This is a genomic window from Enterobacter sp. C6, assembly GCF_008122455.1.
Lineage (GTDB): Bacteria > Pseudomonadota > Gammaproteobacteria > Enterobacterales > Enterobacteriaceae > Enterobacter > Enterobacter pseudoroggenkampii.
On the sequence record NZ_QPFW01000250.1, the window covers coordinates 81981 to 108165 of the forward strand.

25 protein-coding genes and 1 other RNA gene are annotated in these 26185 nt (G+C 55.5%); 13 read left to right on the forward strand and 13 right to left on the reverse strand.

Features of this window, described 5'->3' with window-relative positions; genetic code table 11:
* Positions 1–28: 28 nt before the first annotated feature.
* Positions 29–1600 (reverse strand): galactarate dehydratase, encoded by a 1572-nt coding sequence (garD, locus tag DOU50_RS22010; RefSeq protein WP_148770268.1) that lies wholly within the window; start codon positions 1598–1600, stop codon positions 29–31.
* 377 nt (positions 1601–1977) lie between these two features.
* On the opposite strand from garD, the gene garL reads away from it, so the two are divergent.
* From garL to DOU50_RS22065, 11 genes are all read left to right on the forward strand, one after another.
* Entirely contained in the window at positions 1978–2748 is a 771-nt protein-coding gene (gene garL, locus DOU50_RS22015; protein ID WP_032650347.1) for a 2-dehydro-3-deoxyglucarate aldolase, read from the forward strand.
* 21 nt (positions 2749–2769) lie between these two features.
* Positions 2770–3660, forward strand: a complete 891-nt coding sequence (garR, locus tag DOU50_RS22020; RefSeq protein WP_090418824.1) for a 2-hydroxy-3-oxopropionate reductase — start codon at positions 2770–2772, stop codon at positions 3658–3660.
* A 59-nt stretch (positions 3661–3719) separates the two neighbouring features.
* An RNA gene (gene rnpB / locus DOU50_RS22025) (RNase P RNA component class A) lies at positions 3720–4097 on the forward strand.
* Positions 4098–4784: 687 nt separating this feature from the next.
* Positions 4785–5705, forward strand: a complete 921-nt coding sequence (gene tdcA, locus DOU50_RS22030; RefSeq protein ID WP_008501504.1) for a transcriptional regulator TdcA — start codon at positions 4785–4787, stop codon at positions 5703–5705.
* 101 nt (positions 5706–5806) lie between these two features.
* A complete protein-coding gene (tdcB, locus tag DOU50_RS22035; protein WP_048992630.1) occupies positions 5807–6796 on the forward strand; it encodes a bifunctional threonine ammonia-lyase/L-serine ammonia-lyase TdcB in 990 nt (329 codons plus the stop codon).
* Between the two features lie 9 nt (positions 6797–6805).
* Positions 6806–8137 carry a threonine/serine transporter TdcC gene (gene tdcC / locus DOU50_RS22040; RefSeq protein ID WP_024906394.1) on the forward strand — a complete coding sequence of 444 codons (1332 nt, stop codon included), beginning with the start codon at positions 6806–6808 and terminating at the stop codon, positions 8135–8137.
* 30 nt (positions 8138–8167) lie between these two features.
* Positions 8168–9376: a propionate kinase gene (gene tdcD / locus DOU50_RS22045; protein ID WP_090418950.1), complete on the forward strand. Its 1209-nt coding sequence runs from the start codon at positions 8168–8170 to the stop codon at positions 9374–9376.
* 15 nt (positions 9377–9391) lie between these two features.
* Positions 9392–11686, forward strand: a complete 2295-nt coding sequence (pflB, locus tag DOU50_RS22050; RefSeq protein ID WP_148770270.1) for a formate C-acetyltransferase — start codon at positions 9392–9394, stop codon at positions 11684–11686.
* Positions 11687–11835: 149 nt separating this feature from the next.
* Positions 11836–12246 carry a Spy/CpxP family protein refolding chaperone gene (locus DOU50_RS22055; protein WP_061716433.1) on the forward strand — a complete coding sequence of 137 codons (411 nt, stop codon included), beginning with the start codon at positions 11836–11838 and terminating at the stop codon, positions 12244–12246.
* Between the two features lie 261 nt (positions 12247–12507).
* Positions 12508–13839: an amino acid permease gene (locus tag DOU50_RS22060; RefSeq protein WP_032650339.1), complete on the forward strand. Its 1332-nt coding sequence runs from the start codon at positions 12508–12510 to the stop codon at positions 13837–13839.
* Positions 13840–13859: 20 nt separating this feature from the next.
* Entirely contained in the window at positions 13860–15164 is a 1305-nt protein-coding gene (locus DOU50_RS22065; protein WP_148770272.1) for a serine dehydratase subunit alpha family protein, read from the forward strand.
* 114 nt (positions 15165–15278) lie between these two features.
* On the opposite strand, the gene DOU50_RS22070 is transcribed toward DOU50_RS22065, so the two are convergent.
* Positions 15279–15980 carry a pirin family protein gene (locus DOU50_RS22070; RefSeq protein ID WP_023309295.1) on the reverse strand — a complete coding sequence of 234 codons (702 nt, stop codon included), beginning with the start codon at positions 15978–15980 and terminating at the stop codon, positions 15279–15281.
* 104 nt (positions 15981–16084) lie between these two features.
* On the opposite strand from DOU50_RS22070, the gene DOU50_RS22075 reads away from it, so the two are divergent.
* Positions 16085–16987, forward strand: coding sequence for a LysR family transcriptional regulator (locus DOU50_RS22075; RefSeq protein ID WP_032650335.1), 903 nt, complete (start codon positions 16085–16087; stop codon positions 16985–16987).
* A 41-nt stretch (positions 16988–17028) separates the two neighbouring features.
* On the opposite strand, the gene DOU50_RS22080 is transcribed toward DOU50_RS22075, so the two are convergent.
* The 11 genes from DOU50_RS22080 to DOU50_RS22130 all read right to left on the reverse strand — a co-directional run bounded on the left by DOU50_RS22080 (position 17029) and on the right by DOU50_RS22130 (position 24286).
* Entirely contained in the window at positions 17029–17394 is a 366-nt protein-coding gene (locus DOU50_RS22080; protein ID WP_032650333.1) for a DUF805 domain-containing protein, read from the reverse strand.
* Positions 17395–17501: 107 nt separating this feature from the next.
* Positions 17502–18488: a glutathione S-transferase family protein gene (locus DOU50_RS22085; protein ID WP_024906402.1), complete on the reverse strand. Its 987-nt coding sequence runs from the start codon at positions 18486–18488 to the stop codon at positions 17502–17504.
* Between the two features lie 71 nt (positions 18489–18559).
* Entirely contained in the window at positions 18560–18952 is a 393-nt protein-coding gene (locus DOU50_RS22090) for a DoxX family protein (protein WP_023309292.1), read from the reverse strand.
* Positions 18953–19161: 209 nt separating this feature from the next.
* Positions 19162–19458, reverse strand: coding sequence for a YqjK-like family protein (locus DOU50_RS22095; RefSeq protein WP_148770274.1), 297 nt, complete (start codon positions 19456–19458; stop codon positions 19162–19164).
* 2 nt (positions 19459–19460) lie between these two features.
* Positions 19461–19853 (reverse strand): phage holin family protein, encoded by a 393-nt coding sequence (locus DOU50_RS22100; protein WP_023333540.1) that lies wholly within the window; start codon positions 19851–19853, stop codon positions 19461–19463.
* Position 19854: 1 nt separating this feature from the next.
* The gene (locus DOU50_RS22105) at positions 19855–20160 is read right to left on the reverse strand and encodes a DUF883 family protein (protein WP_148770276.1); all 306 of its coding nucleotides are present in this window, start codon (positions 20158–20160) and stop codon (positions 19855–19857) included.
* 31 nt (positions 20161–20191) lie between these two features.
* Positions 20192–20560: a DUF1090 domain-containing protein gene (locus DOU50_RS22110; protein ID WP_008503142.1), complete on the reverse strand. Its 369-nt coding sequence runs from the start codon at positions 20558–20560 to the stop codon at positions 20192–20194.
* Between the two features lie 142 nt (positions 20561–20702).
* Positions 20703–21086 carry an EnvZ/OmpR regulon moderator MzrA gene (gene mzrA, locus DOU50_RS22115; protein WP_148770278.1) on the reverse strand — a complete coding sequence of 128 codons (384 nt, stop codon included), beginning with the start codon at positions 21084–21086 and terminating at the stop codon, positions 20703–20705.
* Between the two features lie 2 nt (positions 21087–21088).
* Positions 21089–21751 carry a DedA family general envelope maintenance protein YqjA gene (gene yqjA, locus DOU50_RS22120; RefSeq protein WP_024906405.1) on the reverse strand — a complete coding sequence of 221 codons (663 nt, stop codon included), beginning with the start codon at positions 21749–21751 and terminating at the stop codon, positions 21089–21091.
* 344 nt (positions 21752–22095) lie between these two features.
* Positions 22096–22872, reverse strand: a complete 777-nt coding sequence (exuR, locus tag DOU50_RS22125; protein ID WP_023309288.1) for a transcriptional regulator ExuR — start codon at positions 22870–22872, stop codon at positions 22096–22098.
* A gap of 115 nt (positions 22873–22987) precedes the next feature.
* A complete protein-coding gene (locus tag DOU50_RS22130; protein WP_024906406.1) occupies positions 22988–24286 on the reverse strand; it encodes an MFS transporter in 1299 nt (432 codons plus the stop codon).
* Positions 24287–24761: 475 nt separating this feature from the next.
* Here DOU50_RS22130 and uxaC point away from each other — a divergent pair, with 475 nt between their 5' ends.
* Positions 24762–26174 (forward strand): glucuronate isomerase, encoded by a 1413-nt coding sequence (gene uxaC, locus DOU50_RS22140; protein ID WP_148770280.1) that lies wholly within the window; start codon positions 24762–24764, stop codon positions 26172–26174.
* The last annotated feature ends 11 nt before the right edge of the window (positions 26175–26185 follow it).

Genomic DNA, 26185 nt, shown 5'->3' on the forward strand with positions numbered 1-26185 from the left:
TGGGGGGAGAGGGCTGGGTGACGGGAAGTCACGTCACCGGTGCCGGGTTAAACACCGCCAGCTGATTATGCAATCCCCACTGATCCGAAAAGGTTTTCTTCCGTCCGCTGGCGACATCCAGAATGAAGTGGAACAGTTTCCAGCCCACGTCCTCAATACTCTCTTCTCCGGTGGCGATAGTGCCCGCGTTGATATCCATTAAGTCATACCAGCGGTTTGCCAGCTCGGTGCGGGTCGCCATCTTAATCACCGGCACCGCCATCAGGCCGTACGGCGTGCCGCGCCCGGTGGTAAAGACCTGTACCGTAATGCCGGATGCCACCTGCTGCGTGCCGCAGACAAAATCGCTGGCCGGCGTTGCCGCGTAAATCAGGCCGCGTTTCGTCGGGCGCTGGCCCGGAGAGAGCACTTCTGCAATGGCGCTCTGACCGGATTTGGCAATGGAGCCAAGGGCTTTTTCCACCACGTTCGCCAGGCCGCCTTTTTTGTTCCCCGGAGACGGGTTGGCGCTGCGGTCGGTTTTGCCCATATCGAGATAGCTATCGTACCAGGCCATCTCCTCAAGCAGGCGCTTGCCGACCTCTTCATTAACGGCGCGTGGCGTAAGCAGATGGATGGCGTCACGCACTTCGGTCACCTCGGAGAACATCACCGTGGCGCCGCAGCGAACAAACAGATCGGACGCATAGCCTACCGCCGGGTTGGCCGTCACGCCGGAGAAGGCATCGCTGCCGCCGCATTGGGTGCCCACGACCAGTTCCGAGGCCGGACACGTTTCGCGCTGGCGGAGGTTGAGTTTGTCCAGATGTCGCTCTGCCACCTGCAGAATGTCATCGACCATTGAGCGGAAACCAACGTGGCGTTCGTCCTGCAGGCGCACGATGCTGGCCTCGTCTGCCGGGATGGCTTTGACATCCTCGGTACCCTGCAGCAGGCGTTCTGGCTGCAATTTTTCACAGCCGAGGCCGATGACCATCACCTCGCCGCCAAAGTTCGGGTTGAGGGCGATATTGTGGATGGTCCGGATAGGCACCACGGCAGCGGGCGCGTTAATCGCCACGCCGCAGCCGTAGAGGTGGTTCAGGCCCACCACGCCGTCGACGTTCGGGTATTTTGGCAGCAGATCGCGTTCGATGATTTTCACCACGTAATCCACTACGCCCGCCACGCAGTGCACGCTGGTGGTAATACCGAGCAGATTTTTGGTGCCGACGCTGCCGTCCGCATTGCGGTAGCCTTCGAAGGTATAGCCCTCCAGCGGAGGAAGCGGTTCCGGCACGCGGGTTGCCAGCGGAAGCGTGTTCAGCGGCGGCGCTTCTGGAAGTGCCACCAGCGACTCCTCAACCCAGCTACCCTGTGGTATAGCGCGAACGGCATAGCCGATGACTTCACCGTAACGTACGATTTCGCTATTAGCAGGGATATCCACCAGGGCGACTTTATGTCCCTGTGGAATATGCTCAATCAGTTCCAGCCCGTCCGGGAATCGAGTGCCCGCTTTTAAGCCATTGTCGTTGACAATAATCGCCACATTATCGATGTCGTGTACTTTGATATAAAACGCCGTCGGCGATGCCTGTCGAATTTCAATGTCGGCCATTGTTCACTATTCTCCAGCAAAGTGTCTGATAATAAATTCAGCCAATTTTCTAATGGTAGAAATAAATACGCGGCTTTCAGAAATAAAGCATGTCAGCATAGGGGATATTAAAATGTGATCTCGATCGCTCCCGAACCCGTAATCCTTGATTCTGTGCATTAGCGCCCAGTGCTTTGTGCATATGCAAAAATTTTTATCAAAATATGCCGTAATACCTGAGCATTAAAACAATGTGCGGTCGCGGATGGCGTCTTATACTGAATGACGATTTTATCACGCCAGAATACGTCAGAATAATAAATATCATGCTGGCACGGTGTCTGAATGAATAAATAAAATGACACTGGAAAAGGCTGCGGAATAAAAAGGTAAATACGATGAGTAACGATATCTTCCCGAATAAATTTAAAGCGGCCCTCGCGGCGCACCAGATTCAGATTGGCTGCTGGTCCGCGCTGGCAAACCCAATCAGCACCGAAGTGCTGGGCCTGGCCGGTTTCGACTGGCTGGTGCTGGACGGCGAACATGCGCCGAACGATATCAGCACGTTTATTCCGCAGCTGATGGCGCTGAAAGGCAGCCACAGCGCCCCGGTGGTGCGTGTACCCACCAACGAGCCGGTGATTATCAAGCGTCTGCTGGATATCGGCTTCTACAACTTTCTGATCCCGTTTGTGGAGACGGAAGAACAAGCGGCGCTGGCCGTTGCGTCAACGCGCTACCCCCCGGAAGGGATCCGCGGCGTCTCCGTTTCGCACCGCGCCAATATGTTTGGCACCGTGCCGGACTATTTCGCGCAGTCCAACAGCAACATCACCATTCTGGTTCAGATCGAGAGCCAGCAGGGCGTTGATAACGTCGACGCGATTGCCGCCACAAACGGCGTGGACGGTATCTTCGTCGGCCCAAGCGATCTGGCTGCCGCCTTTGGCCATCTGGGCAATGCCAGCCACCCTGACGTACAGCGCGCGATCCAGCACATCTTTGCCCGCGCCAAAGCACACGGCAAACCGTGCGGCATTCTGGCGCCGGTTGAGGCGGACGCCCGTCGCTATCTGGAGTGGGGAGCCACGTTTGTTGCCGTCGGCAGCGACCTCGGCGTATTCCGCTCGGCCACGCAGAAATTAGCGGACGCTTTTAAAAAATAACCATCATTGAGGATACAGATTATGACGCTGAAAGTGGGTTTTATTGGCCTGGGGATCATGGGTAAACCAATGAGTAAGAACCTCATCAAAGCGGGTTACTCGCTGGTGGTATCCGATCATAATCCACAGGCCGTGGCGGAAGTGATGGCGGCGGGCGCAGAAACGGCCACCACAGCCAAAGCGATTGCCGAGCAGTGCGACGTCATCATCACCATGCTGCCAAACTCACCGCATGTTAAAGAGGTCGCGCTGGGTGAAAACGGCATTATCGATGGCGCGAAGCCGGGCCTGGTGCTGATTGATATGAGCTCTATTGCGCCGCTCGCAAGTCGTGAAATCAGCGAGGCGCTAAAAGCAAAGGGCGTCGATATGCTGGACGCGCCGGTCAGCGGCGGTGAGCCGAAAGCGATAGACGGTACGCTGTCGGTGATGGTCGGCGGTGATAAAGCCGTTTTCGATAGATATTACGACCTGATGAAAGCGATGGCGGGCTCCGTGGTGCATACCGGGGATATCGGGGCGGGTAACGTGACCAAGCTGGCAAACCAAGTGATTGTGGCGCTGAACATTGCCGCCATGTCCGAAGCGCTGACGCTGGCAACCAAAGCGGGCGTCAACCCGGACCTGGTCTATCAGGCCATTCGCGGTGGCCTGGCGGGCAGTACCGTGCTGGAGGCCAAAGCGCCGATGGTCATGGATCGTAATTTCAAACCCGGTTTCCGCATCGACCTGCATATCAAAGATCTGGCCAACGCGCTGGATACGTCACACGGCGTGGGCGCGCAGCTGCCGCTGACCGCGGCGGTCATGGAGATGATGCAGGCGCTGCGTGCCGATGGCCTGGGCACGGCCGATCACAGCGCGATTGCATGCTACTACGAAAAACTGGCGAAGGTGGAAGTGGCGCGTTAATCACGCCTTGCCCATACCTGAGGGTGACAGCGGCGCGCAAACCCTCTATACTGCGCGCCGAAGCTGACCAGACAGTCGCCGCTTCGTCGTCGTCCCTTTCGGGGGAGACGGGCGGAGGGGAGGAAAGTCCGGGCTCCATAGGGCAGGGTGCCAGGTAACGCCTGGGGGGGAAACCCACGACCAGTGCAACAGAGAGCAAACCGCCGATGGCCCGCGCAAGCGGGATCAGGTAAGGGTGAAAGGGTGCGGTAAGAGCGCACCGCGCGGCTGGTAACAGTCCGTGGCACGGTAAACTCCACCCGGAGCAAGGCCAAATAGGGGTTCACATGGTACGGCCCGTACTGAACCCGGGTAGGCTGCTTGAGCCAGTGAGCGATTGCTGGCCTAGATGAATGACTGTCCAACGACAGAACCCGGCTTATCGGTCAGCTTCAACTTCTTAGAAAACCCCGCTTCGGCGGGGTTTTTGCTTTCAGGGGGGGGTAGGCTGGGTAAGCGCAGCGCCACCCGGCACCAGACAAACGACATCAATTCTCATATTTGCGACATTAAGCACATTTCACTGTTTTTACCCCTTCCGTATCGCTCCTGTGTCTGCGGACGATCGTCATCACAAAATTTCACGCTAAAAAAATCGCGATTTTCAGTATTGATAATTTGTTATGATTGTTATCTTAATGATCGCGAAACTTTTCTCGTTTGATATGCATACATTGAAATCAAATACATTTCTCCTGTGAATATGTGACGTATTCCACTCTTTTCCGCCAGCCTGAAAATTCGCGTCGGAAAAATTTGATAAATTGAAAGAATGTTTCAAACAAATAGCGGTTATTTATTGGCCTTTAATTGCCTGAAATATCGCCTTTATTGATTTTTTCCGGATGGTAAAATTTATCCGGGTTATCGCCATAAAATAAATTTATTACCGCTATTTTTGTTGATCAATATCAGCGTAGTAGCATATTTGTATCTATTTATTTCTTTGATAAGTAAGCGTTTTTATGGTTTTTCGCTGTGCGTGATAAAGGGCCTGGAAAGCAAATTGTGAGTAACAGCACATACCCCTTCAAACATTATTGAGTAGAATTCACCCCGTCATAGGGAAATAAGTGCAGAATATTATGAACACTATTATTCTACCGAAAACACAGCACCTCGTGGTATTTCAGGAAGTCATTAAAAGTGGCTCCATAGGTTCTGCAGCAAGACAGCTGGGTCTGACGCAACCCGCCGTCAGCAAAATCATCAGCGATATTGAGTCCTACTTCGGTGTGGAAGTGATGGTGCGTAAAAACACCGGCGTAAAACTCACTGCTGCGGGCCAGGTTCTGCTCTCGTACTCAGAGTCCATCACCCGCGAAATGAAAAACATGGTGAGTGAGATTAACAGCCTGAGTTTCAGCACCGTTATGGACGTCTCCTTTGGTTACCCGTCGCTGATCGGCTTCACCTTCCTGTCCGAAATGATCAAAAAATTTAAGGAAGTGTTCCCGAAAGCACGCGTCTCGATGTATGAAGCCCAGCTCTCCTCTTTCCTTCCGGCCATTCGCGACGGTCGTCTGGATTTCGCTATCGGCACGCTGAGTGATGAAATGCTGCTGCAGGATCTGCACGTCGAACCGCTGTTTGAGTCCGAGTTTGTGCTGGTCGCCAGCAAAACGCGAACGTGCACCGGCCCGACGACACTGGCATCGCTCACGCACGAGCAGTGGGTGATGCCGCAAACCGATATGGGCTACTACAAAGAACTTCTGACCACCCTGCAAGACAATCACATCAGCATCGAAAACATCGTCCAGACCGATTCCGTCGTCACCATTTATAACCTTGTGCTGAATGCCGATTATCTGACGGTTATTCCCCGCGACATGATTGCACCGTTCGGTTCTGACCAGTTTATTGTGCTGCCAGTGGAAGATGAATTACCCGTGGCGCGTTATGCCGCCGTGTGGTCAAAAAATTACAGGATTAAAAAATCGGCGTCAGTATTAGTTGAGCTGGCAAAACAATATTCGTCGATGAATATCGAAAGACGACGATGAATAATTAGTACCCATTTTAAAAACACCCAGAGCGTTAACGTGTTAACGCGCTGATACCCTGACTTTGCCTGAAAAGAATGAATTATTATAACGAGGATATTATGCATATTACCTACGATCTCCCGGTAACGATTGAAGATATTCAGGACGCCAGAAAACGACTGGCAGGAAAAATATATAAAACCGGTATGCCACGTTCGAATTATCTCAGCGAACGTTGTAAGGGCGAAATATTCCTGAAATTTGAGAATATGCAGCGTACCGGCTCGTTTAAGATCCGCGGCGCGTTTAACAAGTTAAGCTCGCTGACCGACGCTGAAAAACGCAAAGGCGTTGTCGCCTGCTCCGCGGGAAACCACGCGCAGGGTGTGTCCCTCTCCTGCGCCATGCTCGGCATCGACGGCAAAGTGGTGATGCCGAAGGGGGCACCGAAATCCAAGGTTGCCGCCACCCGCGACTACTCCGCCGAAGTGGTGCTGCACGGCGAGAACTTCAACGATACCATCGCCAAAGTGAGCGAAATCGTTGAGACGGAAGGGCGTATTTTTATTCCGCCTTACGATGATCCAAAAGTGATTGCCGGGCAGGGCACCATCGGCCTGGAAATTCTCGAAGATTTATACGACGTGGATAACGTCATTGTACCTATCGGCGGCGGCGGATTAATTGCCGGGATTGCGACGGCGATTAAATCCATCAATCCGACCATTAATATTATCGGCGTACAGTCTGAAAACGTGCACGGAATGGCAGCCTCCTGGCAGGCAGGAGAAATAACCAACCATCGCGTTACCGGCACGTTAGCCGACGGCTGCGACGTCTCTCGTCCGGGGAAATTAACCTTCGAAATCGTTCGTGAACTGGTCGATGACATTGTGCTGGTGAGCGAAGACGATATTCGCAACAGCATGATTGCCCTTATTCAGCGAAATAAAGTGGTGACGGAAGGCGCTGGCGCACTGGCTTGTGCTGCGTTATTAAGCGGCAAACTTGACCACTATATTCAGGGCCGCAAAACCGTCTGCATTATTTCCGGCGGCAATATCGACCTCTCCCGTGTTTCCCAAATTACCGGCTTCGTTGACGCATAAAGGTGACCTATGAGCAACACAGAAAGCATTATCGTTGGCCAGACAAAAACGTCCTCCTGGCGTAAGTCTGATACCACCTGGACGCTTGGCCTGTTTGGTACCGCCATTGGCGCAGGCGTGCTGTTCTTCCCCATTCGCGCAGGCTTTGGCGGATTAATCCCTATCCTGCTGATGCTGGTTCTCGCATTCCCGATTGCGTTTTACTGCCACCGCGCGCTGGCGCGTTTGTGTTTGTCCGGCAGCAACGTCTCCGGCAACATCACCGAAACGGTGGAAGAGCATTTCGGTAAAACCGGCGGGGTGGTGATCACGTTCCTCTACTTCTTCGCCATTTGCCCGCTGCTGTGGATTTATGGCGTCACCATTACCAACACCTTTATGACCTTCTGGGAAAACCAGCTCCAGCTGCCCGCGCTGAACCGCGGCGTGGTGGCGCTGTTCCTGCTGCTGCTGATGGCCTTTGTTATCTGGTTTGGTAAAGACCTGATGGTGAAGGTCATGAGCTTCCTGGTGTTCCCGTTTATCGCCAGCCTGGTGCTGATTTCCCTGTCGCTGATCCCTTACTGGAACTCGGCGGTGATCGACCAGGTCAACCTGAGCGATATCGCCTTCACCGGTCATGACGGCATTCTGGTCACCGTGTGGCTGGGTATCTCCATCATGGTCTTCTCCTTCAACTTCTCGCCTATCGTCTCCTCGTTTGTGGTCTCCAAGCGCGAAGAGTACGAGCCAACGTTCGGTAAAGAGTTCACCGAGCAGAAATGTTCCAAAATCATCGGTCGCGCCAGCCTGCTGATGGTGGCTGTGGTGATGTTCTTCGCCTTTAGCTGTCTGTTTACGCTCTCTCCGCAGAACATGGCGGACGCCAAGGCGCAGAATATTCCGGTGCTCTCTTACCTGGCGAACCACTTTGCGTCAATGTCCGGAACTAAATCGACGTTCGCGACGGTACTGGAATACGGTGCCTCCATCATCGCGCTGGTGGCTATCTTCAAATCCTTCTTCGGGCACTACCTGGGCACGCTGGAAGGTCTGAATGGCCTGATCCTCAAGTTCGGCTACAAGGGCGATAAGAAGAAAGTTTCTGTTGGCAAACTGAACACCATCAGCATGGTGTTCATCATGGGCTCCACCTGGGTTGTGGCCTACGCCAACCCGAACATTCTCGACCTTATTGAAGCCATGGGCGCACCAATCATCGCCTCTCTGCTGTGCCTGCTGCCGATGTACGCCATCCGCAAAGCCCCGGCTCTGGCGAAATACAAAGGGCGTACCGAGAACATTTTCGTTACCGCGGTCGGCCTGCTGACCATTCTGAATATCGTTTACAAACTGTTCTAACCCATTGCTCAGGAAGAGCGGAGTCACATGATGATTGAGTTTCCGGTTGTACTGGTAATTAACTGCGGTTCGTCCTCTGTTAAGTTTTCGGTGCTCGACGCCAGCAGCTGCGACGCCCTGATGACGGGCATTGCAGACGGCATCAACACCGAGAAGGCCTTTATTTCCGTGAACGGGGGTGAGCCGGCCAGACTGGCTCACCAGGACTACGAAGGGGCGCTGGCTGCCATCGCCCTGGAGCTGGAGAAGCGTGACCTGATGAGCAGCGTGGCCTTAATTGGCCACCGCATTGCGCACGGCGGCGACCTCTTCAGCGAGTCGACCCTGATTACGGAAGCGGTGATTGAGCAGATCCGCCAGGTCTCTCCGCTGGCGCCGCTGCATAACTACGCTAACCTGAGCGGCGTGGAAGCCGCAGAGCGCTTGTTCCCGGGCGTGCAGCAGGTCGCGGTATTTGATACCAGCTTCCACCAGACGCTGCCGCCGCAGGCGTATCTGTACGGATTGCCGTACCGCTATTTTGAAGAGCTGGGCGTGCGCCGCTACGGCTTCCACGGCACCTCTCACCGCTACGTGGCCGCGCAGGCGCATACGCTTCTCGGGCTGTCCCCCGATGACAGCGGCCTGGTGATTGCCCATCTCGGCAACGGAGCGTCCATCTGCGCGGTGCGCAACGGCGAAAGCGTGGATACTTCCATGGGGATGACCCCCCTGGAAGGGCTGGTAATGGGCACGCGCTGCGGCGACGTGGACTTCGGCGCAGTGGCGTGGATTGCCCAGCAGACCGGGCAGTCGTTCGAGGATCTGGAGCGCGTGGTCAACAAAGAGTCCGGGTTGCTTGGGATTTCCGGCATCTCCTCCGATTTACGCGCGCTGGAGAAAGCCTGGCACGCTGGCAACGAGCGGGCGCAACTGGCTATCCAGACCTTCGTTCACCGTATAGCGCGACACATTGCCGGGCACGCTGCGTCGCTGCACCGCCTCGATGGGGTGGTCTTTACCGGCGGTATTGGCGAAAACTCGACGCTTGTCCGCGCGCTGGTGGCGGAACATCTGAACGTGTTCGGCATCCGCCTCGACGACGCCAAAAATGCCCTGCCGGGCAGCGCGGGTGAGCGCGTGATCTCCACCGAGTCGTCCCGCGTGGCCTGCGCGGTGATCCCTACCAACGAAGAAAAAATGATCGCGCTGGACGCCCTCCGTCTTGGGAAGGTTACCCCGGCTGCGGCTTACGCCTGATAAAGCGAGAAACACATGAAAGTAACAATCGATACGGGCGTCGCGCCCTACAGCGACGCATGGGCCGGGTTTCGCGGTCAAGAATGGAAAAACGCCGTCAACGTCCGCGATTTTATTCAGCATAACTACACCCCTTATGAAGGCGATGAAGCTTTCCTCGCGCAGGCGACGCCAGCAACGACGGCGCTGTGGCAGAAGGTGATGGTTGGCATTCGCCAGGAGAATGCCAACCACGCTCCGGTGGATTTTGACACCAACATTGCCACCACCATTACGGCCCACGGGCCGGGCTATATCGACCAGGATCTGGAGACGATCGTCGGCCTGCAAACCGATAAGCCGCTCAAGCGCGCCCTGCATCCGTACGGCGGGATCAACATGATCCGCAGCTCGTTCGAAGCCTATGGCCGGGAGATGGATCCGCAGTTTGAATATCTCTTTACCGACCTGCGCAAAACCCACAACCAGGGCGTGTTTGACGTCTATTCGCCAGAGATGATGCGCTGCCGTAAGTCCGGCGTGCTGACCGGCTTGCCAGACGGCTACGGGCGCGGACGCATCATTGGCGACTATCGCCGCGTGGCGCTGTACGGGATCGCTTATCTGGTGCGCGAGCGTGAACTCCAGTTTACGGATCTGCAGGGCAGGCTGGAGCGCGGTGAGGATCTGGAGGCGACGATCCGCCTGCGTGAAGAGCTGGCGGAACATAAGCGCGCGCTGCTACAGATCCAGCAGATGGCGGCGAACTATGGCTTCGATATCGCACGCCCGGCGATGAACGCCCAGGAAGCGGTGCAGTGGCTCTATTTTGCCTACCTTGCCGCGGTGAAATCCCAGAACGGCGGGGCGATGTCGCTGGGGCGCACGGCCTCGTTCCTCGATATCTACATTGAACGTGACATGCAGGCAGGAAGGCTGAATGAAGTCCAGGCGCAGGAGCTGATCGACCACTTCATCATGAAGATCCGCATGGTGCGCTTCCTGCGCACGCCGGAGTTCGACACGCTCTTCTCCGGCGATCCGATCTGGGCGACGGAAGTGATCGGCGGCATGGGGCTGGACGGGCGCACGCTGGTGACCAAAAACAGCTTCCGCTATCTGCACACCCTGCACACCATGGGGCCTGCGCCGGAGCCGAACCTGACGATCCTCTGGTCTGAACAACTGCCGATCGCGTTCAAGAAATACGCCGCGCAGGTGTCGATCGTCACCTCTTCGCTGCAGTATGAGAACGACGATCTGATGCGCGCGGACTTCAACAGTGACGACTACGCCATTGCCTGCTGCGTCAGCCCGATGGTGATCGGCAAGCAGATGCAGTTCTTTGGCGCGCGCGCTAACCTCGCCAAAACGCTGCTGTACGCGATCAACGGCGGGGTGGACGAGAAGCTGAAGATCCAGGTCGGTCCTAAAACCGAGCCGCTGCTGGACGACGTGCTGGATTACGACACCGTGATGGCGAGCCTCGATCACTTTATGGACTGGCTGGCGGTGCAGTACATTAGCGCCCTGAATCTCATTCACTACATGCATGATAAGTACAGCTACGAAGCCTCGCTGATGGCGCTGCACGACCGGGACGTCTATCGCACCATGGCCTGCGGCATTGCCGGGCTGTCGGTAGCCGCGGATTCCCTGTCGGCCATTAAATATGCCACGGTGAAGCCGGTGCGCGACCATACCGGACTGGCAGTCGATTTCGTGATTGAAGGGGATTATCCGCAGTACGGCAACAACGACGACCGCGTGGACAGCATTGCCTGCGACCTGGTGGAGCGCTTTATGAAGAAAATTCAGGCGCTGCGGACCTACCGCAACGCGGTGCCAACTCAGTCGATCCTGACCATCACCTCCAACGTGGTTTATGGTCAGAAGACCGGGAACACGCCGGACGGACGACGCGGCGGCACGCCGTTTGCCCCAGGCGCGAACCCAATGCACGGGCGCGACAGAAAAGGGGCGGTGGCCTCGCTAACGTCGGTTGCCAAACTGCCGTTCACCTATGCGAAAGACGGGATTTCCTATACCTTCTCCATCGTGCCGCAGGCGCTTGGCAAGGACGAGCTGGTGCGCAAAACCAACCTGGTGGGGCTACTGGACGGGTATTTCCATCACGAAGCCTCTATTGAGGGAGGGCAGCATCTGAACGTCAACGTCATGAACCGGGAAATGCTCCTCGATGCCATCGCGCACCCGGAGAATTACCCGAACCTGACAATCCGCGTTTCAGGTTATGCGGTGCGGTTTAATGCGCTGACGCGCGAGCAGCAGCAGGATGTAATTTCGCGAACCTTTACCCACTCTATCTAAACGTGAGCTCTCATGCCCCCTCAATGCAGGGGGCCTTTTTTTGTCCGCTAAACATACAAAATTGTTTATATAATTACTCACACATATTCATCCGCTCTTGAAAAACAATACCCCTGCTTTTCCCTATAACAGCATGTAAGGACAGTAAGATGATGAAAATGACCCGTATTGCGCTGGTCGCCGCCTCGCTGGCAGTGTGTAGTTTTACGGCACAGGCCGCGAACGTTGAGGCTGCTCCGTCTCCATCGCAGGATCCGCTGGTGCAGCACCTGAAGCTCAGCAATGAGCAGGTTAAGAAGATTGAAGGTCTGCATAAGCAGCTGGAACAAAATGTCAGCAAGATCCCGATGACGGGCGTGAAGGACGGCGCGCTGATCGACATGTTCCAGGCGGGCAAGTGGGACGAAAGCACGGTGAAAAGCCAGCTTGCTGCCTTTAGCAAAATTGAAGAGCAGACCCGTTATTACCGCGTGAAATATTACTTCGACGTCAGCCAGGTTTTGACGCCGGAACAGCGTAAACAAATTAGAACGGATATGGCTAACGCGCTGGCTAACTGATTTCCTACCCGCGCATGGCGCGGGTTTTTATTTCTTGATCGGCGTCACTTTTAGAAAATTAGCTTTTAATATCCCACTTCAGAAGCAAAATTTCCTCCAGAAGCAGAATATCCTTATTAATGTTGTGACATTTTTCTCCCGCTCTCCGGATATGATCTTCCCACACCAATAACACTCACCTGCAACCATCTGAATCGCAATCGCTGGCGATCGGAAACTAATAAAAACAACTGTTTACCCTACAAAATAAGCGAGTGCCCAATGGATACGGCAACAAACAGCAGTGTGATTGTGAGTGATTCCCCCGCGGCAAGGCGGGCGGGAATGAGTGAAAGCGAGTGGCGGGAGGCGATTAAATTCGACAGCACCGACACGGGCTGGGTCATCATGAGTATCGGGATGGCTATCGGCGCGGGGATAGTTTTTCTCCCCGTGCAGGTCGGATTAATGGGGCTGTGGGTATTTTTGCTCTCATCAATAATCGGCTATCCGGCCATGTATTTATTCCAGCGTCTGTTTATTAATACGCTGGCGGAATCACCGGAGTGCAAAGATTACCCGAGCGTAATTAGCGGTTATTTGGGTAAGAACTGGGGCATCTTATTAGGCGCGCTCTATTTCGTGATGCTGGTGATCTGGATGTTTGTCTATTCTACGGCCATCACCAACGACAGCGCCTCGTATTTGCATACCTTCGGCGTGACCGACGGTTTGTTATCAGATAATCCGTTTTACGGTTTATGCCTGATCTGCATTCTGGTGGCCATTTCGTCGCGCGGTGAAAAGCTGCTGTTTAAAGTCTCAAGCCTGATGGTGCTGACCAAATTATTCGTGGTAGCCGCGCTGGGGCTGTCAATGATTGGGCTCTGGCATCTGGCCAACGTGGGCATGCTGCCGCCGCTGGGACTGTTGATTAAAAACGCCATCATTACGCTGCCCTTTACCTTAACCTCCATTCTGTTTATTCAGACCCTGAGTCCGATGGTGATCTCATACCGTTCACGGGAAAAATCGGTGGAGGTGGCGCGCCACAAAGCGCTGCGGGCGATGAATATTGCCTTTGGCATCCTGTTTGTGACGGTCTTTTTCTACGCCGTCTCCTTCACGCTGGCGATGGGGCACGATGAGGCGGTTAAAGCCTACGAGCAGAACATTTCGGCTCTGGCGATTGCGGCGCAGTTTATCAGCGGTGACGGCGCGGGCTGGGTCAAAATCGTCAGCGTGATCCTCAATATCTTCGCCGTGATGACCGCGTTCTTCGGCGTCTATCTCGGCTTTCGCGAGGCGACGCAGGGTATCGTCATGAACATCCTGCGCCGCAGAATGCCGGCTGAGAAAATCAATGAAAACGCCGTCCAGCGCGGGATTATGCTGTTCGCCATTCTGCTGGCCTGGAGCGCGATAGTCCTGAACGCGCCGGTGCTGAGCTTCACCTCCATTTGCAGCCCCATCTTCGGCATGGTGGGCTGCCTGATACCTGCATGGCTGGTCTACAAGGTGCCAGCCCTGCATAAATATAAAGGCGTATCGCTGGTGATTATCGTCATCACCGGACTGCTGCTTTGTGTTTCTCCTTTCCTCGCATTCTCCTGAGGGTAATTAAGGTCGTAACGATGTCTGAGCAAACTCATCCTTTATGGAATCAATTTATTCGCGCGGTGCAGGAAGAAGTGAAGCCTGCCCTTGGGTGTACCGAACCCGTCTCTCTGGCACTGGCCTGTGCGATGGCCGCAGACCTTCTGTCGGGGGAGGTCACACGGATTGAGGCGTGGGTCTCGCCGAACCTGATGAAAAACGGGCTGGGCGTGACGGTGCCGGGTACCGGTATGGTCGGGTTACCTATTGCGGCGGCGCTGGGCGCGATTGGCGGTAACGCGCACGCCGGACTGGAGGTGTTGAAAGATGCCACCGCCGATGCACTGGTCCGCGCCAAAGCCCTGCTTCAGGCAGGGCAAGTGCAGGTAAAACTGCAGGAGCCCTGTGATGAGATCCTCTATTCCCGCGCCTGCGTTCATGCCGGGGATCTCTCGGCGATGGTGACCATCGCGGGGGGGCATACGCGGGTGGTGGAAGTGGTTTGCCAGGGGGAAACACGCTTTACGCTTGACGATCAACGGTGCCAGACGAATGACGATCCGCTGGCGGTGCTTTCAACTACTACACTGTCGCAGATCCTGGAATTTGTTGAGCAGGTGCCGTTTGAGGCGATCCGCTTTATCCTGCAGGCAGGGCGGCTGAACGATGCGCTCTCCCGCGAAGGGCTCAGCGGGAAGTGGGGGCTGCATATTGGCGCAACGCTTGATAAGCAGCGCGCGCGCGGATGGATGGCGCAGGATCTGGGGTCAGATATTGTAATTCGTACCAGCGCAGCCTCGGATGCCCGCATGGGCGGCGCGACGCTGCCGGCGATGAGCAATTCGGGCTCTGGCAATCAGGGGATCACCGCCACTATGCCGGTGGTGGTCGTGGCTGAACACCTTCAGGCTGACGACGAAAGGCTGGCGCGGGCGCTGATGCTGTCGCATCTGTCGGCGATCTATATTCATTATCAGCTTCCGCGCCTGTCCGCACTGTGTGCGGCGACAACGGCGGCGATGGGCGCTGCGGCGGGCATGGCGTGGCTGATGGGTGGCTGTTACCAGACCATTGCGATGGCGATTGGAAGCATGATCGGTGACGTCAGCGGGATGATCTGCGACGGGGCGTCAAACAGCTGCGCCATGAAGGTCTCAACCAGCGTCAGTAGCGCCTGGAAAGCGGTGATGATGGCGCTGGATGAGTCGGGCGTAACGGGCAACGAGGGGATTGTGGCGCACGATGTGGAGCAGTCAATCGCAAACCTGTGCGCGCTGGCGTGCCGCTCGATGCAGGCCACGGACCGGCAGATTATTGAGATTATGGCGAGTAAGGTGTCGTGAATTAATCCAACCCGTTACCCCTCACCCCGGCCCTCTCCCCAAAGGGGAGAGGGAACGATCGAGCCCCTCGCCCCTTTGGGGAGAGGGGTTGGGGTGAGGGGCAAGTGGCATTCTTTAAACCGGCAAATCAATCAGCAGCGCGCGCAGCGGCGTATCCGCCACCAGGGTGATATTCGCTTCATCACGAATAAATGCCCCGTCGCCGCAGGTGAGCGCTTCTTTCTCTTCCGTATGCGTCACCGCATGCACTGTACCGTGAATAGACTGCAAATAGGCGCGCGGACCATGAAGCTGGAAGCTCGCCTGTTCACCTTTCTTCAGCTCGATATGGTGCAGCCACACCTGCTGACGCAGCTGCAGGCTCCCTTTGCTGCCATCCGGCGATGCAATCAACTGCTGCTTATCGCCCGTTAAATCTAACTTCTGTACCAGCGGATTTTCCCGCTCAGGGCAGGCGTCGAGCCACAGCTGCATGCGGGTCAGCGTTTTGTCTTTGCTGAGGTTATGCTCGCTGTAGCTGATTCCCGGCTGCGTGGAAATTAACAACGCTTCGCCAGCCTTTGCCTGGACATGATTGCCCTCGCTATCGCGGTATTCTGCCTCGCCTTCCAGGATCAGGTTCAGGATATCGACTTTCGGGTACGTACGCGGCTGGAAGGAGGCGCCCGGGGCGAGCACTTCCTGGTTCAACACGCGCAGTGAAGCGTAACCGAGGAGTTTAGGGTCAAAGTAGTGTCCAAAGGAAAAGGTGTAGCGGGCCTGCAGCCAACCGAAATCGGCTTGTCCGCACTGTTTAGCTGTTCTTGTCGTAATCATAAACTTGACCTCTCTTTACACTAAAACAATGGTAAAGGTATGGACGCTGCATTGTTAGCCAGATATTCTGCCTGGTATGTTCAAATTTCCTGAATGAGAACGAGATGGCTAAAGAGAGAGCATTGACGCTTGAGGCGCTTCGCGTCATGGACGCGATTGATCGGCGCGGCAGTTTTGCGGCGGCGGCAGATGAACTGGGGCGCGTTCCGTCTGCGCTGAGCTACACCATGCAGAAGCTGGAGGAAGAGCTGGACGTGGTGCTGTTTGACCGCTCCGGCCATCGAACTAAATTCACCAACGTCGGGCGGATGCTGCTGGAGCGTGGCCGCGTGCTGCTGGAGGCGGCGGACAAGCTCACCACGGACGCCGAAGCGCTGGCGCGCGGCTGGGAAACCCATCTGACGTTAGTTACCGAAGCGCTGGTGCCGTCAGAAGCGCTGTTCCCGCTGGTGGACCGCCTGGCAGCGAAGGCCAATACGCAGCTGTCGATCATCACCGAGGTGCTGGCAGGGGCGTGGGAGCGTCTGGAGACGGGCAGGGCGGATATCGTCATTGCGCCGGACATGCACTTCCGCTCATCGTCAGAAATCAACTCGCGCAAGCTCTACAGCGTGATGAACGTCTACGTTGCCGCCCCCAACCACCCGATTCACCAGGAGCCGGAGCCGCTCTCTGAAGTCACGCGCGTGAAGTATCGCGGCGTGGCGGTCGCGGATACCGCGCGCGAGCGTCCGGTGCTGACGGTGCAGTTACTGGATAAGCAGCCTCGTCTGACGGTGACCTCGCTGGAAGACAAACGGCAGGCGCTGCTGGCAGGTCTGGGCGTGGCGACCATGCCGTACCCGTTTGTGGAAAAAGATATTGCAGAAGGGCGACTGCGGGTCGTGAGCCCGGAGTATACCAGCGAAGTGGATATCATTATGGCGTGGCGTCGCGACAGCATGGGCGAAGCCAAATCATGGTGCCTGCGCGAAATACCCAAACTCTTCGCCCACCACAATAAATGAACGAGTAGGCCCGGTAAGCGTAAGCGCCACCGGGCGTTATTTTACGCGCCGACCTTAGGATCGGGGCCAAAGCGGTTTTCGCCCGGCGTCCCGCTCTGGCAGTTGAAAATCAAAATCACGATCCAGCCCACAATCGGGATCAACAGCAGCAATAGCCACCACGCTGAACGATCGGTGTCGTGCAGTCGACGGAACAGCACCGCCCATGATGGCAGCAGGACCAACAGGCCATAAATGGTGGTCAGCACGCCTTCACCGCCAGCCCGCTCCCAGCCGAGAATTTTATCCACGATGCCCAGCACCATAATCAGGACGAAGTTCACCAGAACGAACATCCAGTACTCTTTGCGGCGGGCGCGGCCACCAAATCCAATGTAGTTGCGCAGTACTTTTAAATACCAGTCCATTTTTCCTTGCCTCAATAGTCGGTCAATCACTTGTTTTTTAAGCAATCAAAGTAAGGATAGATGGAGATTGTGAATTAAAAAAGGGCATCTATTGATGCCCTTGATATTTATCCAAAACGGACGTCGCGCCCGTGAGGTTCATTCAGATCCTGCCACGGCCCAATGGAGATAATGCCCGTCGGGTTGATGGTCTTGTGGCTGCGGAAATAGTGGGTGCGAATATGGTCGAAGTCGACCGTCTCCGCGATGCCCGGCATCTGGTAGATGTCGCGCAGGAAACCATACAGGTTCAGGTAATCGCTGATGCGGTGCTTGTCGCACTTAAAGTGGGTGACATAGACCGGATCAAAGCGAACCAGCGTGGTCCACAGGCGAATGTCCGCTTCCGTCAGGCGATCGCCCGTCAGGTAGCGATGCTTGCCCAGGAGCTGTTCCAGGCGCTCAAGCGATTCAAACACCTTTCCAACCGCTTCGTCATACGCTTCCTGGCTGGTGGCGAAACCGGCCTTATAGACACCGTTGTTGACGTTGTCGTAAATCCAGCTGTTCAGCTCATCAATCTTATCGCGCAATTCAACCGGGTAGTAATCCCCGGCGCGGGCGCCGTGGGCATCAAATGCGGTATTGAACATGCGGATGATTTCCGCAGACTCATTGCTGACAATCGTCTGGTTTTTCTTGTCCCACAGCACCGGCACGGTCACGCGACCGGTGTAATGCGGATCGGCGCGCAGATAGAGCTGGTACAGGAAATCGTGGTGATACAGTTCGTCGCCGGTCGCCGCAGGGAAATCACTGTCAAACGTCCAGCCGTTTTCCAGCATCAACGGGTTGACGACGGAAACCGGAATGAAGGATTCAAGACCTTTAAGCTTGCGCACGATCAGCGTGCGGTGGGCCCACGGACAGGCAAGGGAAACATAAAGATGATAACGGTCTTTCTCAGCCGCGAAGCCGCCTTCACCGCTAGGGCCTGGTGCACCATCGGCGGTCAGCCAGTTACGGAAGGCCGAAACAGAGCGCTTAAAGCGACCTCCGGTGGATTTGGTGTCATACCAGACATCCTGCCAGACGCCGTCTACGAGTTGTCCCATTTTTTCTCCTCCGTCAGATAGCAAAAGCGAGGAGATGTCTCCTCGCTTTGTGTTCATTCAGTATAGCGTGCTTACCATTTCTTATTCAGAACGCGGTCGATGCTGTATGCGCCCGGGCCAGTGACGGCCAGCAGCAGGAAGCCACCCGCGATGGTCAGGTTTTTCATGAACATCAGAGAGTTCACGCCTTCCGCAAAGTTGCTGTGGAAGATGAACGCCGTCAGCACGGTGAAGCCTGCGGTAAACAGCGCGGTGGTGCGGGTCAGGAAGCCGAACAGTACCGCCAGGCCGCCGCCGAACTCAAGAAGAATGGTCAGTGGCAACAGGAACCCCGGAACGCCCATGGCTTCCATATACTGCTGGGTACCCGCATAACCGGTGATTTTTCCCCAACCTGCCACGATGAACAGAATTGGCATCAGAATACGCGCTACCAGTACACCAACATCTTCTAATTTTTTCATTTTACTCTCCAGGAAACCACATCAGCGGCTGAACGTTATTTGTCTGCAATTCCGGGTAGATACCGCGTCGTTGCTGTCGATGGAGAGCATCATAAACGGGGAGGGTGGCAATTGTTAGCAAGGAAAACTGTCAATCTTTTTCAAAGATATTGAGTAAGGGAGGGGGAGAGAATTTTGCCGGGTAAGCGCAGCGCCACCCGGCGAGAAGGCTAGCGTAATTGCTGCTGCCGCAACGTTGCTTTCACCAGACGCCAGGCGCTCCATGCACCAAATCCACGACGCGCCCAGCGGATCAGCATGTTTGGATGACGAACGGACCAGATAGCCATCACGCTGCTGCCGACCAGCGCCCATGAACGCAGGCTCAGGACGGTATTCCAGCCCCGGTCAAACCGTCGCGTCGTGTCAATCCAGTCGCGACGGCTGGCAGACAGGTCCAGCCGTTGCTGCTGGATCTGGCTTAGCAGGTACGCTTTTCGCTTTTGACGTTCGGCTTTACCGCTCACGGCTAGTCATCCTCCAGCAGGGCGCGATCGTTCGCCAGCTCTTGACGCGTATGGCGCAGGAATGTGGACTTGCGCGCTTTACGCAGCGTCCAGATACCGCCGATCAACGCGGCGACCAGCAGAACGACGGTGGTGGCAATCATCGCGTTAAGACGATACTGCGGGTCAATGGCCCAGATGATTAACACCATCAGGCTCATCAGGCCAAACGCGGCGAAGAGCATGGTCAGCCCGAGCATCAGCAGCATCTGGAAGAGGTTCGCTTTCTCCTCTTCCAGCTCGACCACTGCCAGCCGGACGCGCGTTTCGGCAATCCCGACCAGCGTCGTTAAAATACGCTGGCCGATGCCGAGGACGTTGTTAGCAGGCCCTTGTGCGTGACGAGGATCTTCCATATCAACGACGCGTCAGCAGGACACCCAGTACCACACCCACTGCGGCACCAATCCCTACACCCGTCCATGGATTATCACGCACATATTCGTCCGCGCGGGCAGCCGCTTCACGGGTTTGTTTCGCCAGTGCATCACCGGTTTCACCCAGGCGATAACGGCTCTCTTTCAGCGCCTGCTCCGCCTTGCTGTGCAGCTTGCTGACCTCTTCTTTTGACTTGTCAGCAGAGGAGTTCAGCACCTCTTCAAGGGTATCGGCCAGGGATTTCAGTTCAGCGCGCAGATGTTCAGACGTCGTATCTTTTGACATGATTCTCTCTCCTGTTGAGATTTCCGTTAACTCAATAATCGCGAGCTTCCAGCGCTTTCAGGTCGTCCTGCGCTTCTTTCAACTTCTTCTCGCGCTTAGCAATTTTTTCCGCATCCCCTTTCTCTTTCGCTTCCTGCAGGTCGCGACGGCGCTCGGCTATCTCGTCCTTCTGTTCAGCGATTTTCTTCTGGTGGTCGGCACGAAGCTTGCTGTCTGAACAGTTCGCTTTCACTTCGCTCAGCGCTTTTTTGAGACCATCAACACGGTGCTGATTGTTATGCTTTTCGGCATAACCGATCTCACGCTGAATATCCTGTTCTTTCTCCTGACAGAGAGAGTTTGCGAAGGATGCTGTGCTTAAAGAAAAAAGGGCCAGAGCCAGAGTCATGCGGAATTTCATTATCGAAACCTTCCATTGTGTTGCGGCTTGAGCCGCTATCCAAAGTTATGCGGAGTACATCGAGGGGTGCTCCGCGTACTTAAGCATAGTAAGTAAACGGGGGATTCACCAAAGTGAGTGAAAAGATTCGGAATCCTGGAAGTTATCCAAACCGATGCGACGTATCGCGAATCAATGAGAGCCAGGCAGCTGGCTGGCTCTCATCTTCCTGCTGAGCAATGATATACCCGTGCGGCAGCGTACGGTCGAGAACCACTTTCGCGGCGGCACTTTGCGCACGGGAATCAAACTTGATCAGTAAAACATCGTCCTGCGGGGTGATGCTCTTAAAGCGGATCCCGTTCGCATCCAGATGATGCCAGACAGAAAAACCGTCAGGTACGCTGGCACCCTGGTTTACCGGGCGGATGGCCAGCGTCGATTCCTGATGCGAAAGCGCGCTCCAGGCCAGCAGCAGGGCGCTGAGCACCACCAGCGTAATCACGGCAAAGGCAAAACGGCGCAGAGCGAGCGGTGAGATAACCATCGTCAGCCTCTGGCTCCGTATTTCTTTTTCCACAGGACGACCAGGGAGCCGATCAGGCCGAAGACCAACAGAACCACAGGCAGCAGCATCAGGCAGGACATCAGCTGGTCTTCATATTTCATAAAGACCGGCGTTTTACCCAATGCATAGCCCAGCGTCGTCAGAATAAGCACCCATAGCAGACCGCTCATCCAGTTGAAGAACTGGAAGCGCGTGCTGCTCAATCCCGACAGCCCGGCAATGGTGGGCAACAGGGTGCGAACAAAGGCAATAAAGCGGCCAATCAGCAGCGCGGAAAGCCCGTGCTTATGGAAAAGGTGGTGCGCACGCTGATGATAATGTGCAGGCAGGTGCGAGAGCCAGTTCTGGACGATTCGGGTATTGCCCAGCCATCTTCCCTGGATATAGCTCACCCAGCAGCCGAGGCTGGCCGCGACGGTCAGTAATAAAATGGTGTGTGGAAACGCCATCGCCCCTTTGGCACACAGCACGCCGACGAGCACCAGCAAACTATCACCGGGCAGGAAGGCAGCAGGCAGCAAACCGTTCTCAAGGAACAGGATCATAAACAAGACGAAATAGAGCATGCCAATCATGGAAGGGTTGGCCAGCGTTTCAAAATCCTGCGCCCAGAGGGCATGCAGTAGTTGGGTCAAAAGTTCCATTCAGTGTTCCTGGAAATCGGTTAACGTCACGCCTGTTATCCGGGACAAACAGCACGGCGACATTGTTGTGATTTCATTATGGTCGCTCGCGGACACATTGCGGTGTGGCCAACACTGTTCCCTGTTAATTGGCTGGTTAGCAAGCACTAACTTACAAAATAAGGAATTGAATCCAATTGTAACAAAGCCCAACGTTCTGCGTCACAGAATTTGCAGGGGTGAGTTGATTTTGGCGTAAGCCCAGGAAGTGAGCGAGGGGATTTACAAAGGCTGACACTATATATGTTTTGCTTACCCATGTAAGCCGGAAGGCGCAACGTAGCGCCTGCCAGCAGAAAGGTCATCTATTTTGCGGCACTGGATGCCGTATCGAGATGAACAACGGGATTGTCGGCGAAAAGATAGCGGTCAGCGTTAAATTCGAAGTCATCGCTGGTTTCGTTGAACAGCATCTGCTTGGTGTTTTCCAGGTGCTGCCACATCGCCAGCTTAGCGGCATGCGGGTCTTTACGAATCAGAGCCTTAAGGATTTGATCGTGATCGTCACACCAGTTGTCGACGGTACGGGAATCGATATGGTCGTGCAGTTTTTTCCAGTACGGGTTGTGAACGCGCTGAGTCCACATTTTTTCTACGATTGCCGCCAGCGCCGTATTTTGGGTTGCCAGGGCGACCTGAACGTGGAACTGCAGATCCCACTCTGAATCGCGGAAACATTTTTCCTTACGGGCATTCTCCTGGATCTCCATCAACTTCATGATGTCCTGCTTGGTCACCTGCGTCGCCGCAAACTCGGCAATATTGCTTTCGATCAGCTGGCGAGCCTGGAGCAGCTCAAACGGGCCATAGCTGGCGAATTCCAGACTTTCGTCCGCGACGGGAGAGTGTTTCGGCAGATTAGAAATCACGTGAATGCCGGAGCCTTTGCGTACCTCAACGTAACCTTCCACTTCGAGCATGATAATCGCTTCACGCACCACGGTGCGGCTCACGCTTTTTTCATCCGCGATAAAGCGCTCGGCGGGAAGTTTATCACCGACAAGATAGACCCCTTGCTCGATGCGATCTTTCAGCTCGGCAGCAAGTTGTTGATATAAACGACGTGGTTCGGTGATTTCCATATGCGCTCCAGGCAGGGTACGGCAGATGATTTGTTATACCACTTTTGCGTGCCACTCTCCAGATTTTGCCATTAAAAAAGCCGCCCGGAGGCGGCTTCGGTGAAACGCATTTTCGCTAACTCTGCGTCGCCGGTTTCCCGAGGGACTCTTTCGCCAGCTCTTCTGCCGATTTGCTTTTCAACACCGTCCAGATCACTACCGCCCCCAGCAGGTCGAAAATAGCCAGCACGGCGAACAGCGGGCTGAAGCCGATGGTATCCGCCAGCGCGCCGACCACCAGCGCAAACATCGTACTCGCGGTCCAGGCGGCCATCCCGGTCAGGCCGTTGGCGGTGGCCACTTCGTTGCGGCCGAAGACGTCAGACGAGAGCGTAATCAGCGCGCCGGACAGGGACTGGTGCGCAAAGCCACCGATGCACAGCAGGGCAATGGCGACGTACGGGCTGGTGAACAGGCCGATCATACCGGGGCCAATCATCAGCAGCGCGCCCATGGTGACGACCATCTTACGGGAAACAATCAGGTTCACCCCAAACCAGCGCTGGAACAGCGGTGGCAGGTAGCCGCCCACGATACAGCCCAGGTCAGCGAACAGCATTGGCATCCAGGCGAACATCGCGATCTCTTTCAGGTTAAAGCCGTAGACTTTAAACATGAACAGGGGGATCCACGCGTTAAAGGTGCCCCAGGCCGGTTCAGCCAGGAAACGCGGCAGGGCGATACCCCAGAACTGACGGGTGCCCAGGATCTGCCAGACGGTCATTTTTTTGCCGTTGTTGGTCTGATGCTGCGCTTCCTGACCACCAATGATGTATTCGCGTTCTTCTTCGGAGAGCTTTTTCTGATCGCGCGGGTGTTTATAGAAAATCAGCCACGCCATTGCCCAGGCAAAGCTCAGCACGCCAGAGATGATGAACGCCATCTGCCAGCTGTGCATCACAATGGCCCACACCACCAGCGGCGGTGCAATCATTGCCCCGATGGACGAGCCCACGTTGAAGTAGCCGACCGCAATGGAGCGCTCTTTTGCCGGGAACCACTCGGAGCTGGCCTTCAGGCCTGCCGGGATCATTGCGGCTTCTGCCGCACCGACCGCACCACGCGCCAGCGCCAGTCCACCCCAGCTGCCTGCCAGCGCGGTGGCACCGCAGAACACCGCCCAGGCGATGGCGAAGAAGGCATAACCGATTTTGGTACCGAGAATGTCCAGCACATAGCCAGCAACAGGCTGCATGATGGTATACGCCGCGGAATAGGCGGCAATGATGTAGGAGTATTGCTGCGTGGAGATATGCAGCTCTTCCATTAACGTTGGCGCTGCAGCTGCCACGGTGTTACGCGTCAGGTAGCCCAGCACGGTGCCTAACGTCACCAGTGCGATCATATACCAACGTAACCCTTTAATTTTACGCATCTAAAACCTCATCGTTATGTTATGTCCGCGCCAGAGCACGGCAACCTCTCAACCGTTTCCGGGAGCAGTTGTGTAACGGGAGGGGCGTAGCGGGAGCATGTCCCGGAACGGCCCGAACCTTGCCATAAGTAAGCGTGCATAAGTCGGTATCCGTACCGTTAAACCCGATGCCTCTCACACCGGTAATGCATTCCGTCGGCTTAGCGTTTGCGACGGCGAAAAGATAACTTGTCATACAACTTTAAAAGGTGAGTGACATCACAAATGTATGATTCTTTGTAGGGACATTAATCGCTGCGCGCAAAGCCAGTAATGGCGCGGCCTGTAGAAGAGTTTACGCCATTGAGGGTAATTTATTTGTTGGTGTTTATTGATCTCACTCACGAAAAAAGCTTCGGCGGGTGGAAATTGGTGTGATAACTTTGCAGCATATGAACATACGCTTTCTGACGCTCCCGTAATGAGGAAGACGATAATGACGCCGTTTATGACCGAAGATTTTCTGTTGGATACCGAATTTGCTCGCCGCCTGTATCATGACTACGCAAAAGACCAGCCGATTTTCGACTACCACTGCCATTTACCGCCGCAGCAGGTTGCCGAAAATTACCGTTTCAAAAACCTGTATGACATCTGGCTGAAGGGTGACCACTACAAATGGCGTGCCATGCGCACCAACGGCGTCGCTGAGCGCCTGTGCACCGGCGATGCGACCGACCGTGAGAAGTTTGACGCCTGGGCGGCGACCGTTCCGCACACCATCGGCAACCCGCTCTACCACTGGACGCACCTTGAGCTGCGTCGTCCGTTTGGCATCACCGGCAAACTGCTCTCCCCAACGACCGCCGATGAAATCTGGGATCGCTGCAATGCGCTGCTGGCGCAGGATAACTTCTCCGCGCGCGGCATCATGAAGCAGATGAACGTGAAGATGGTGGGCACCACCGACGATCCAATTGACTCCCTGGAGCATCATGCCGTCGTCGCCAAAGACACCTCTTTTGATATCAAAGTGCTCCCAAGCTGGCGCCCGGACAAAGCCTTCAACATTGAGCAGGCCACGTTTAACGACTACATGGCGAAGCTGGCGGAAGTGTCCGATACCGACATTCGCCGTTTCGCTGACCTGCAAACCGCGCTGACCAAACGTCTGGATCACTTCGCGGCGCACGGCTGTAAAGTCTCTGACCACGCGCTGGACGTCGTGCTGTTCGCGGAATCAAACGAGGCCGAGCTGGACAGCATCCTTGCGCGTCGTTTGTCCGGTGAATCGCTTAGCGAGCACGAAGTGGCGCAGTTCAAAACGGCGGTGCTGGTGTTCCTCGGCGCGGAATACGCGCGTCGCGGCTGGGTACAGCAGTACCACATCGGCGCGCTGCGCAATAATAACCAGCGCCAGTTCAAACTGATCGGCGCGGACGTGGGCTTTGACTCCATCAACGACCGTCCGCTGGCGGAAGAGCTGTCCAAACTGCTGAGCAAACAGAATGAACAAAACCTGCTGCCAAAAACCATCCTGTACTGCCTGAACCCGCGCGATAACGAAGTGCTGGGCACCATGGTCGGCAACTTCCAGGGCGAAGGGATGCCGGGCAAGATGCAGTTTGGTTCCGGCTGGTGGTTCAACGATCAGAAAGACGGCATGGAGCGTCAGATGACGCAGCTGGCGCAGCTTGGTCTGTTGAGCCGCTTTGTCGGCATGCTGACCGACAGCCGCAGCTTCCTGTCCTATACCCGTCATGAATATTTCCGCCGCATTCTGTGCCAGATGATTGGCCGCTGGGTGCACGCAGGCGAAGCGCCGGCGGATATCCAGCTGCTGGGCGACATGGTGAGAAACATCTGCTTTAACAATGCGCGTGACTACTTCGGCATTGAACTGAACTAAGGCCGTTTGAG